Annotated in this window: 7 protein-coding genes; 1 reads left to right on the top strand and 6 read right to left on the bottom strand. The window is 66.0% G+C overall.

Annotated features, from left to right (window positions below; all coding sequences use genetic code 11):
- Positions 1–33 precede the first annotated feature (33 nt).
- From WM2015_RS00465 to WM2015_RS00450, 4 genes are all read right to left on the bottom strand, one after another.
- Positions 34–570 carry a DUF2062 domain-containing protein gene (locus WM2015_RS00465; protein WP_049724199.1) on the bottom strand — a complete coding sequence of 179 codons (537 nt, stop codon included), beginning with the start codon at positions 568–570 and terminating at the stop codon, positions 34–36.
- 532 nt (positions 571–1,102) lie between these two features.
- Positions 1,103–4,372 (bottom strand): S41 family peptidase, encoded by a 3,270-nt coding sequence (locus WM2015_RS00460; RefSeq protein WP_049724198.1) that lies wholly within the window; start codon positions 4,370–4,372, stop codon positions 1,103–1,105.
- 118 nt (positions 4,373–4,490) lie between these two features.
- Positions 4,491–5,246: a sulfotransferase-like domain-containing protein gene (locus tag WM2015_RS00455; protein WP_049724197.1), complete on the bottom strand. Its 756-nt coding sequence runs from the start codon at positions 5,244–5,246 to the stop codon at positions 4,491–4,493.
- Complete coding sequence (locus tag WM2015_RS00450; protein WP_049726910.1) at positions 5,236–6,126, bottom strand: aminotransferase class IV; 891 nt, start codon at positions 6,124–6,126, stop codon at positions 5,236–5,238. Before WM2015_RS00450 ends, WM2015_RS00455 begins: the two co-directional genes overlap by 11 nt.
- Positions 6,127–6,226: 100 nt before the next feature.
- Between WM2015_RS00450 and putP the strand changes: the two genes are divergently transcribed.
- Complete coding sequence (gene putP, locus WM2015_RS00445; protein WP_049724196.1) at positions 6,227–7,681, top strand: sodium/proline symporter PutP; 1,455 nt, start codon at positions 6,227–6,229, stop codon at positions 7,679–7,681.
- A gap of 24 nt (positions 7,682–7,705) precedes the next feature.
- Here the strand turns inward: putP and WM2015_RS00440 are convergent, their stop codons facing one another.
- Positions 7,706–11,158: a right-handed parallel beta-helix repeat-containing protein gene (locus WM2015_RS00440; protein WP_082169319.1), complete on the bottom strand. Its 3,453-nt coding sequence runs from the start codon at positions 11,156–11,158 to the stop codon at positions 7,706–7,708.
- Between the two features lie 159 nt (positions 11,159–11,317).
- Complete coding sequence (locus tag WM2015_RS00435) at positions 11,318–11,665, bottom strand: thiol-disulfide oxidoreductase DCC family protein (RefSeq protein WP_049724194.1); 348 nt, start codon at positions 11,663–11,665, stop codon at positions 11,318–11,320.

The raw sequence follows: 11,665 nt of genomic DNA, 5'->3' as shown, positions 1-11,665 counted from the left end.
AGTAATCTGCGGTTGCGCTTTTTCAATTCCGACTCAGCGATCGCGGTTGCGGCGGGCGGCTTCGCGGCGTTTCGCGCGGGCGTGGTGGCGGCGGCGGTGCCAGACTTCGGAGATGCCCAGGGAAGCGAAGTAGCCGATGAGGGCAATCGGGATGGCAATCAGCACGGTGCCCAGGGCCGTGTTCATCAAGCCGATCAGAGCACCATCGGTGGCGTCCGAGCCCTCGAAATGCGCGCGCACCCAGGAGCCAAACAGCCACTCGCCAAGCTCGTGGTAGGCATAGATCATCGGCGGCAGGGTGAAGGGATTACTGACCCAGGAAATGGCGAAGGCCGCCGGAAAATTGCCGCGAATGAGCAGGCAGCCGGCCAGCATCATGCCCGTCTGGAAGCCGACCGTGGGCGTCAGGCCGACGAGCAGACCGATGCCGATACCGCGTGCGATGGGCTCGCGCTTGAAGGTCAGACAGCCCGACCGATGCAGCCACTGACGCACGCGCTGACTGGTCCCGGCCGGGCCTTCTCCGGTGGCCATCTGTCGGCGGTGATTGATGAGAAACTTCTTGAACACTGGCGGCCCGGCGGGCAACCCGCCGTGAATCGGAGCCTGTAGTTTACTCCCTTGTCAGGCGTGGCCTAAAAACCCGCCAGAAGACTGAGATTTCCGCCTCATCTTCCGTAGGCTGACCGGCGATGCCTGCAATATGCGTGTATCGGGTTTTCCGCGGTGGTTGCGAGATTGCGCAGTCGGGTGTGCGGAGATGTCTGGGGCATGGACCGTCGGGAGCGTAGCCCGTAGGCAAGGTGCGGTTTGCCGCAGGCAAGAAGCGCCTTGGTGCAGGGCGGCCACGCGTGTGGGCCCGACCTACCGTGCCCGATCGAAGCCGCGAGTAGGTCCATGCTCGATCGAAGCCCGGAAAGCGAACCGGGCGCCACTCATGCCAGCATGATCCGCCGGGGCCTCGATCGGGATTCGTAGGTCGGGCCCACGCGCCCGACGGACCATGCGGAATCCATCTCCGTCAATCCGACGAGAAAGGACCATGCTCGATCGAAGCCCCCAAAACCGAACCGGGCGCCACTGTGGGCGCCCGGCTGGATGACTACCGACCCAATTCGGTCGGCAGCGGCGGCGGTTCCCGGGGGATGTCGTCGCTGTAGTTCTCGAGCATCTCCTTGATCTCGTCGATCGCGGCTTCGAGCTGGCTGTCGCGGCCTTCGTTGGCAGCGATCGGGTCCAGGCGGACTTCGATGTCCGGTGCCACGCCTTCGTTCTCCACCGACCAGTTGTTGTCCACATCGACGAAGCGGAAATGCGGCACGGTCATGACCCCGCCATCGATCAGGGGCGGGTTGCGGAAGATGCCGATCAGGCCACCCCAGGTGCGGGTGCCCAGCAGCGGGCCGATGCCCAGCTCGCGGAAGGCGTAGGGCAGGTAATCACCACCCGAGCCGGCGTCCTGGTCGATCATCATCAGCTTCGGCCCGTGCAGGGCGCCCATCGGCGTCGTCGACATCATGGCGTCGCGGTAGACCCAGTTCGACAGATGACGGCGTGAGAGCACTTCGACGATGTAGTTGGCCGCCTGGCCGCCACCGTTGGAGCGCTCGTCGATGATCAGACCCTCGCGGTCGATCTGGGCGTGGTACATGCGGTTGAAGAAGGTGTACCCGGCACCCGCCGTGTTCGGCAGGTAGATATAGCCGATGCGACCATCCGTGGCCTCGTCGACCCTCCGCCGGTTGTCCTCGACCCAGCCCCAGAGGCGCAGGGCGCCCTCGCTGTCGACCGGCTCGACGATCACATCGCGCGAGTCACGTCCGTTGGCGCGCGGACCGACGGTCAGACGAACCTGCTCGCCGGTGGTGTTGTGCAGATGGGCGAAGAGATTGTCGTCGGCGCTCAACTCATGGCCGTTGATGGCCAGGATGTACTCGCCAGCCTGGACTTCGTTGCCCGGCTGGGCGAGCGGCCCCTCGGTGAACGGGTTCCAGGACTCGCCGGTGTAGACGCGGGCCACGCGCCAGCGATCGTCGTCGATCTCGAAGTTCGCGCCCAGCAGGCCGACGCCCGGACCGGACTCGCGGTGGACGTCGCCACCACCGACGCGGTTATGGCCCGCATGCAGTTCGGCGATCATCTCGACCATCAGGTCGTTCAGATCCTCGCGCCGGCCGACATGATCGACCAGGGGACGGTACTGCTCGTAGACCGCATCCCAGTCCAGGCCGTGCAGGTTGGCCGCGTAGAAGAAGTCGCGCTGCATGCGCCAGCCTTCGTCGAAGATCTGCGCCCATTCGTTTCTCGGATCGATCCGCATGCGAAGGCCGGACATGTCCAGCGCTTCCGGCTCCAGTGAATCAGCGGCCTCGGCCACGGCCATCGAGCCATTGGCGAGCTGGATCAGCAGGTGCTTGCCGCCGGCCGCGACGTCGAATCCACGAAGGCCGGTCAGCACTTCCGAGGCCTCGCGGTCTTCCATGTCGAAGCGGAACAGCTTGTTGTCGGCACCCCAGCTGCTGCCCGGCGGCTCGACGGAAGCACCCGGCTGGGTGCCTTCGATGAAGTACAGGGATCCATCGGCGGTCACGGCCAGGTTGCCGTAGTTGCCGATCGGGCCCGGCAGGGCGACCTTGCGCTCGAACAGACCGTCGAAGTCGATCCGGGTGCGCTTGTTCTCCTCGCCGTTGCCCTCGCTCCCTTCTTCAGCGTCGGCGTCTTCCTCATCGGCGGCGGCTTCTTCGTCCCCGAGGCGCGGTGCCAACGGCGAGTCGCCGTCGGCGGCCAGCACCAGGGCGTACAGTCCGGCGCGGTAGGGGCGCTCCTGACTGGACATGTCGAGACCGAACTGGGCCGGACCGGTATTGGTCGAAGCAGCGAAGAACAGGTAGGCACCGTCCGGACTGAAGGCCGGAGAGGCCACGTCGGCCATGCCATCGCTGATCCGCACGGACTCGCCGGACTCGAAGTCATGGATGTAGAGGTCGTGGAACCAGTTGGCCTCGATGCGGGTGTAGGCCAGGAAGCGACCGTCCGGCGACAGGCTCAGGGTGAAAGCGGATTCGCGCGGATTGCGATCGATCTCAGTCGAGCGGCCGCTATCGAGGTCGATGGCGAACAGGCCCAGACGATGGTCGGTGTAGACGATGCGGTCGTTCTCGGCATCCCAGATCTCGAGCTGGTGGTACTCGGGGCCGAGCTCGTGCGTCTCGATCACCGCGCCATTCTGATCGGCGATGACCAGGGTCTGGCCATCCAGGGACTCGACGACCCAGGCGACCTGATCGCCCGCGGGCGACCATAGGGCGTTGTACTCGCGGATTCCATCGCTGGTGGTGAGGTTGCGGGTCGAGCCGTACTCGACCGGCACCGTGAACACTTCGCCTCGTGCGGTGATCAGGGCGCGCTTGCCGTTCGGCGAGAGGCGTGCGGCCTGCACGTTGCCGGCCACGTCCCGCCAGCCGGGACGGGCCTGGGGCAGATCCGGCTGCACGTGGATATTCAAGGTCGATTCACGGCCGCTACGGGTATCGAGACGGTGAATCTCCCCGCCTGCCTCGAACACGATCTGCTCACCGTGGCCATTGGCCCAGCGGATGTCCCAGGTCGGCTGATCGGTGATCCGCTCGATCACGCCGCTGTCGGGCTCGAAGCGGAACAGATTGAAGATCTTGTCGTCCCGGTCGGAGACGAAGTAGACCTGATCACCGACCCAGAAGGGATTGATGTCGTTGACCCGCTCGCCGGGGATATCGACCAGTCGCTCGTTGTCGATATCGAGGATCTTGACCGAGGGCGAGGTGCCACCACGGTAGCCTTTCCAACCGGCCGAGCCACCGTAGAGGCCGTTGTAGGCCGGTCCATGGTCGATGTAGGCCAGGCGCTCGCCGTCCTCGTCCCACTGGCCGCGGAAGAAGCGGGCAGCCATCTGCCGTTCCGGGGCACCACCCTCGACCGGCACATGATAGAGCTGGGCCGATCGACCGTGGTCGGTCTCACGCCGGGAGGCGAAGGCCACGGCCTCGCCGTCGGCGCTCCAGCCCACGGGAATGTCATCACCCGGGTGCCAGGTCAGGCGCGCGGGGTTGCCGCCATCGACGGAGATGACGTAGACGTCCGTGTTGCCCTCGTAGTTGGCGGCGAAGGCGATCCGGCGACCATCGGGGGAGAAGAAGGGGGCCTGTTCATCGGCCGGGTGGCTGGTCAAACGGCGCGGATCGGAACCGTCCGCGCGGGCCAGCCAGAGATCGCCGGCGTAGACGAAGACCAGGTGCTCATCGGACAGGTCGGGTTGACGAAGCAGACGGGTGCCATCGGCGCTGGCGGCGCTCGCCACGGCCAGGGTCAGTCCGGCCAGGATCAGTTTTCTCATGGAATCGGTACTCCGAAGGATCGATCGAAAAACCGGAGCTCGGTCAAGCTCGCAGTCAATTAAAGCGTCAAGGCTCGTGAAGATACGCCAGGCACCGTCAAGGCACATGGCTCGAAAGTCATGCATCGGAGCCCGCCAGGGGCTGAAGGCGCAGGGCGTGCAGGCGCTGATAGTCCGGTCGGCAGCGTTCCGCGACCTCCAGGGCCTGGCCTTGTAGCGTTGGCGATGCCTCGCGTGGCGGGGCGAAACCGGTCGATGCCCAGACCGTCTGATACCAGTGCGGCGCCCAGGGACCGTCGCTGTCACGTGGCCCGGAAGGCCAGCTGAGCATGTCCGGATCGAAGTCGATCTCCAGCGCCCGACAGAGCGCCCGCAGATGGCCTTCGGGATCGCCCAGAAAGGCGCCGCTGTCGACGACCGGTGGCGGAGTGCCATCGAGCTCGGTGATCAGATCGAACAGGCGCGCCTGTTGTGGGATGCCGATGTCTTCGGGGCTGACGGTCTCTCGCTTGTCCAGATAGGAGGCCACCACCGCGGTCGGATCCCGGATGAGGAAAACGTGCCGCAGGCGGGACAGCCAGTCGGGCCGGATCATCTCGTCGAGCAAGTGGTGGGTCATGTGCTTCTGGTACCAGATCGAAGCACCGTCCGGCACCGGGCCGGTCAGCCGGTCGACCACCCGCTCCCAGTCGCAGTCCATCGCCTCGATGACGGCCTCGCGCATGGGATGATCCGCGCCGGTGAGTTTCAACCAGGCACCGTACAGAGGCTCGTCCGACACCACGCAGTCCGAGCGATTCTCGAAGGCGCGCATCATCGCCGTGGAGATGTTCCGCGGCCCGGACCACATGGCGATGCGCAATTCAGTCCCCATCGGGTCGACGGATCAGTTCCGCGTAGGCCTGCTGCAGACGCTCGGTGATCGGACCGCGTTGCCCGTCGCCGATCTGCCGCCCGTCGATCTCGCCGACCGGGCGCAGACCGGACAGGGTACCGGTGGTGAAACTCTCGTCGGCCGAATAGACCTCGGTCAGGCTGAAGCTCGTCTCGCGGGCCGGAATGCCGAGCTCGCGACACAGGGAGAGCACGTGGCCGCGGGTGATCCCACCGAGGCAGTAACGCCCATCCGAGGTCAGCACTTCGCCCCGGCGCACGATGAAGAAGTGGGTCGAATTGCAGGTCGCCACGAAGCCGTCGGGATCGAGCATCAGGGCCTCGTCGGCGCCGGCCACGTTGGCCTGGATGCAGGCGAGGATGCAGTTGAGCTTGCTGTGGCTGTTGAGCTTGGGGTCCTGGACGTCCGGCGCTCCTCGATGAACGTGCACCGTGAACAGGCGCTGCGGCCGGGTCGCCTGCGCCTCCGTGACCGGATGGTGCCCGGGGATGATGACCAGGGTCGGTCCGCTGCCGGCCAGGCGGGGGTTCTGGTAGGGCTCGCGGCGAACGCCCCGGGTCAGCATGATGCGCAGATGCGCGTCATCGACCAGACCGTTGGCCTCGATGACCTCGGCCACCGCGGTCCGCAAGGCCTGCTCGCTCGGCAGACCGGTCAGCATCAGGGCCTGGGATCCTTCGCGAAGGCGATCGAGGTGCGCGCTCAGAAAGGCCGGACGACCACCGACGACGCGGACGCCCTCCCAGACCCCATCGCCCAGCACGAAGCCGGAATCGAAGACCGAAACGGTCGCCTGATCCTCGGGCAGTAGCTGGCCGTTGATCCAGATCTTCATCGGAGCGGGGCCGGTCGCCGTCATCTCGCGGGTTTCCTTGCAGAACCAAAGCCCCCGGATGCTACCCTTGGCCTGCTTCGGGCTCAAGCGGTCCGACCATCAATCAACACAGGGATGCCACGCCATGAACTCGGTCTATGTCACCTTTGGACTGTACTTCGTCGTCCTGCTCGGCCTGGGGATCATCGCCTGGCAACGCACGGGAGACCTGTCCGACTACATCCTCGGCGGACGCAGGCTCGGCAGCGGCGTCACCGCGCTCAGCGCCGGCGCCTCGGACATGAGTGGCTGGCTGCTGCTCGGCCTGCCCGGGGCCGCCTACCTCTCCGGCCTGGAAGCCGGCTGGATCGCCGTTGGCCTGCTGATCGGCACCTGGGCCAACTGGCGCGTCGTGGCCACCCGGCTGCGTGTGGCCACGGAAAAGCTGGATGACTCCCTGACCCTGCCGGACTACTTCCAGCGCCGCTTCGCCGACCGCAGCGGCATCCTGCGCATCCTGCCGGGCCTGTTCATCTTCCTGTTCTTCTCGCTCTATGTCTCCGCCGGCCTGGTCGCCGGCGGTCGCCTGTTCGAAACGGTCTTCGAGCTGCCCTACCTCTGGGCGGTGGCCGCCGGTGGCGCCGCGATCATCCTGTACACCTTCCTGGGCGGCTACCTGGCGGTGAGCTGGACCGACGCGCTGCAGGCCCTGCTGATGCTGTTCGCCCTGGTGGCCGTGCCGCTGATGGTCTTCGGGTCGGCCGATCCCGGACTATTCGAGGCCGTGCGTACCGCGAATCCGGAACTGCTCAACCCCTTCACCGATGCCCAGGGGAATCCATTGAGCTTCCTGGCCGTGCTTTCCCTGCTGGCCTGGGGACTGGGCTACTTCGGCCAGCCGCACATCCTGGCCCGCTTCATGGGCATCCGCGCGGCCGGCGAACTGACCCGCGCCCGTCGCATCGCCGTGAGCTGGGTGACGATCTGCCTGATCGCGGCCATTCTGGTCGGCATGGCCGGCATCGGTGGCCTGCCCGGCACCCTGGACGGCCCGGACGCGGAGAAGGTGTTCATGCGCCTGGTCGAAGTCCTGTTTCACCCCTTCGTCGCAGGCATCTGTCTGGCCGCCATCCTGGCGGCCGTGATGTCGACGGCCGACTCGCAGCTGCTGGTGGCCTCCTCGGCCGTGGCGGAAGATTTCTACAAGGGCCTGATCAAGCCGCAGGCCTCGCAGGCCGAGCTGGTCTGGGTGGGGCGCGGTTCCGTCGTCGCCATCGCCCTGGTGGCGCTCTGGCTGGCGGCCGATCCGGACCGCACCGTACTGAGCATGGTGTCCTACGCCTGGGCCGGCCTGGGTGCGGCCTTCGGGCCGGTGATCGTGGTGTCCCTGCTCTGGTCCGGAATGAGCCGGATCGGCGCCATCGCCGGCATGCTGGTCGGTGGCCTGACTGTGGTCGTCTGGGGTCAGCTCAGCGGCGGCCTGTTCGACGTCTACGAAATCCTGCCCGCCGTGCTCTTCGCCCTGGCCGCGATCTTCATCGGCAGCAAGGCGATGCCGGACGAGGCCAGCCAGCGGATCTTCCAGCGCATGACTGGATGATCGACCCGCTGGCCGGTGCTTCGCTCAGGGCTGCGAAAGGAAGCGATCGCTGAACAGCCCGTCGACAGCGGAGCGATCCAGAAAATCGCTGTAATCCACCCATTCGCTGACCGCATCGCCCAGGCCCGTCGGGTTCCCGATCGGGTCCTGGGGCCCGGAGGGATGCCCCCACCAGTTGAAGCGCGCATCGATGACCAGACCCGAGTCGTTGTTGCGGACACCGAACAGCGTGTTGTCGACGAGGTCGTTGCCACTGCCCTCGCTGCCACCGATCAGCGGGTTCGCACCGCTGTAGCTGTCAACGCCCACGTTGTTGCCGCTGATCCAGTTGGCCGTCAGGGTCGGCGCACTGGAAGCACCGCTCACCCGGACCCCGGCCTGTGCGTTCCTGGCCAGTCGACTGTTCTGAATGAGTGGTGAGGCCTCCTCGATGAGTACCCCGTTGCCGAGATTGTCGAGAATCCGGTTCGACAGGATCTGAATCGAAGCGGCGGCGTTGCGGATGATCATGCCGTTGCCACCCATGCCCTCGATGCGATTGCCCTGCAGCAGCAGGCTGCCACCGGCACCATCGATGACGACCCCGTCTCGCGACCCGAACGCAATGTAGGTATCGAGGAGCACGAGATCACCGCTGCCGAACTTGCGGATGGCCCAGGTCAGGAAAGTCGATTGTCCGGTGTAGCGGATGCGCGCCTGCTCAAGCACTGCGCTGCCGCCGTCGCGGATATCGATGCCGTTCCAGGCTCCGGGAGCGGGATCGCCGGGGAAGCCGCTGTCGCCCCCGACCGTGTCATCGCGAATCTCGGTGAACACCACAGGCTCAGCCGAAGTGCCCACGGCCTCGAGCAGACCCAGCACGGTCAGCGATCGGCCCCCCACATCGGCCTTGACCACCGTGCCCGGCGGCAGGGTCAGGGTCGCGCCGGCCGGCACCGCGACCTCGCCGGTCAGGCGATAGGTGAACGGACTGCTCCAGCTGGTCAGACCGGCCGCGAGGTTGCCGCCATCGACCCGAATCGGTCCATCGAGGACGTTACTGGCGTCGATGACCGTGCCCGACGCGTTGGGGGCAAGGCGGATCGGCGCCAGGTTCTGGTCGTTGCCGCTGAAGGTGTTGCCGCTGATACCGCCGGCGATCGGCAGAACCGTCACATACAGACCCGAGAGGCTGTTGCCGGTGACCTGGTTACCGGTCATGGTCAGCGCGCCCGAGAAGCCGACGAACTGACCGAACTGCAGACCGTTCCCGTTGGCCGTGATCTGGTTGTCGACCAGGCTGAGGGTGGCGTTGGAGTCCTCCACGTAGACGCCGGTCTGTCCGTTGCTGTCGATCAGCGTGTTGCTGACCGAGACCACTCCGCCGCTGCCGGTCACGACCAGGCCCTGGCGAGAGCCGAGGGTGATCTCGGACTGGCTGATCGTCAGGCTGCCGGCGCCGTCCTTGCGGATGCCCCAGTTCAGAAAGCTCGAGTTGCCCGTGTAGCGGATGCGGGCATGCTCCAGCACCGCGCTGCCGCCGTCCCGGACTTCGATGCCGTTCCAGGCTCCGGGGGCGGGATCGCCGGCAAAGCCGCTGTCGCCGCCGGCCGTGTCGTCACGGATCTCGGTCAGGACAATCGGTTGGACACCGGTGCCGATCGCGCTCAGGTCGCCATCCACGATCAGGCGCCTCGATCCCACATCGGCCTTGACCACCGTGCCCGGCGGCAGGGTCAGGGTCGCGCCGGCCGGCACCGCGACCTCGCCGGTCAGGCGATAGGTGAACGGACTGCTCCAGCTGGTCAGACCGGCCGCGAGGTTGCCGCCATCGACCCGAATCGGTCCATCGAGGACGTTACTGGCGTCGATGACCGTGCCCGACGCGTTGGGGGCAAGGCGGATCGGCGCCAGGTTCTGGTCGTTGCCGCTGAAGGTGTTGCCGCTGATACCGCCGGCGATCGGCAGAACCGTCACATACAGACCCGAGAGGCTGTTGCCGGTGACCTGGTTACCGGTCATGGTCAGCGCGCCCGAGAAGCCGACGAACTGACCGAACTGCAGACCGTTCCCGTTGGCCGTGATCTGGTTGTCGACCAGGCTGAGGGTGGCGTTGGAGTCCTCCACGTAGACGCCGGTCTGTCCGTTGCTGTCGATCAGCGTGTTGCTGACCGAGACCACTCCGCCGCTGCCGGTCACGACCAGGCCCTGGCGAGAGCCGAGGGTGATCTCGGACTGGCTGATCGTCAGGCTGCCGGCGCCGTCCTTGCGGATGCCCCAGTTCAGAAAGCTCGAGTTGCCCGTGTAGCGGATGCGGGCATGCTCCAGCACCGCGCTGCCGCCGTCCCGGACTTCGATGCCGTTCCAGGCTCCGGGGGCGGGATCGCCGGCAAAGCCGCTGTCGCCGCCGGCCGTGTCGTCACGGATCTCGGTCAGGACAATCGGTTGGACACCGGTGCCGATCGCGCTCAGGTCGCCATCCACGATCAGGCGCCTCGATCCCACATCGGCCTTGACCACCGTGCCCGGCGGCAGGGTCAGGGTCGCGCCGGCCGGCACCGCGACCTCGCCGGTCAGGCGATAGGTGAACGGACTGCTCCAGCTGGTCAGACCGGCCGCGAGGTTGCCGCCATCGACCCGAATCGGTCCATCGAGGACGTTACTGGCGTCGATGACCGTGCCCGACGCGTTGGGGGCAAGGCGGATCGGCGCCAGGTTCTGGTCGTTGCCGCTGAAGGTGTTGCCGCTGATACCGCCGGCGATCGGCAGAACCGTCACATACAGACCCGAGAGGCTGTTGCCGGTGACCTGGTTCCCGGTCATGGTCAGCGCGCCCGAGAAGCCGACGAACTGACCGAACTGCAGACCGTTCCCGTTGGCCGTGATCTGGTTGTCGACCAGGCTGAGGGTGGCGTTGGAGTCCTCCACGTAGACGCCGGTCTGTCCGTTGCTGTCGATCAGCGTGTTGCTGACCGAGACCACTCCGCCGCTGCCGGTCACGACCAGGCCCTGGCGAGAGCCGAGGGTGATCTCGGACTGGCTGATCGTCAGGCTACCGGCGCCGTCCTTGCGGATGCCCCAGTTCAGAAAGCTCGAGTTGCCCGTGTAGCGGATGCGGGCGTGCTCCAGCACCGCACTGCCGCCGGCGCGCACTTCGATGCCGTTCCAGGTCCCCGGTGCCGGTGGACCAGGCGTGATCGGGAGCCCGACGCTGTCGTCGCGCGCTTCCGTGAAGACGATGGGGTCGACTGCATTTCCCGTCGCCGCCAGCGCGCCATCAACGATGATCCGCCGCCCCGGATCGCTCTTGATGATGGCAGCTGGTGACAGCGTCAACGTGACGCCATTCGGCACAATCAGATCGGAGACCAGATGATAGGTCCCTGCCGCATAGTTGGTATCGCCTGCAAGTGTTCCACCGATGGGGGTCTGGCCGAAGGCTTCGCCATGGAAGGTCAGAAGCAGGCCTAGAAAGGCGACAAACACAGAACGTTGCATCGAAAGCACCCTCTCTTGAACCGAGTTCGGCTGCGAGACCAGGAGTGGTCCCGGGCCCCCAGGCTGAGCATGAGCGAATCCGAAGATTAGTAGCTCCTTCGGGGGTCGGACTTGACGTGAATCAATCCAGATGATGGGTCGTTTCGGAAGCGCTCAGGATCAATCGAACAAGCGCTGGAGTCGGGGGCGAATCGTCAGAAAACGCAGGTAAGTCCATTCCAGTACGGCGAGCATCCAGCGGTGCTTCGCCAGCAGACCCAGGGGACGCAGCAAGGGGATCTGTCGCCACATGGCGGCAAAGGCCGCAGCGCCATCGTGCATGACTTCACCCTCACGGGCATGGAAGCGGGCCAGCAGCGCTTCGCGGTCGATGGGACAGCTCGCGTCCGGACGACTGACGTCAATGAAGGCGATTCGACGGCGACGGTCGAGGCGACGCATCAGGGCAATTTCCCGTTGGCATAGGGGGCAGGCGCCATCGAAATAGACCGTAAGTTCCCGAGCCAT

This window comes from Wenzhouxiangella marina (genome assembly GCF_001187785.1).
In the GTDB taxonomy this organism is placed as follows: Bacteria; Pseudomonadota; Gammaproteobacteria; order Xanthomonadales; family Wenzhouxiangellaceae; genus Wenzhouxiangella; species Wenzhouxiangella marina.
This window is presented reverse-complemented; position numbering and strand designations above follow the sequence as displayed.

What these genes read in the sequence shown, in the direction of transcription:
- putP (WP_049724196.1), top strand. Translation starts at nt 6,227, where the DNA reads ATGAACTCGGTCTATGTCACCTTTGGACTGTACTTCGTCGTCCTGCTC.
- WM2015_RS00450 (WP_049726910.1), bottom strand. Translation starts at nt 6,126, where the DNA reads ATGACGGCGACCGGCCCCGCTCCGATGAAGATCTGGATCAACGGCCAG.
- WM2015_RS00455 (WP_049724197.1), bottom strand. Translation starts at nt 5,246, where the DNA reads ATGGGGACTGAATTGCGCATCGCCATGTGGTCCGGGCCGCGGAACATC.
- WM2015_RS00440 (WP_082169319.1), bottom strand. Translation starts at nt 11,158, where the DNA reads ATGCAACGTTCTGTGTTTGTCGCCTTTCTAGGCCTGCTTCTGACCTTC.
- WM2015_RS00435 (WP_049724194.1), bottom strand. Translation starts at nt 11,665, where the DNA reads ATGGCTCGGGAACTTACGGTCTATTTCGATGGCGCCTGCCCCCTATGC.
- WM2015_RS00460 (WP_049724198.1), bottom strand. Translation starts at nt 4,372, where the DNA reads ATGAGAAAACTGATCCTGGCCGGACTGACCCTGGCCGTGGCGAGCGCC.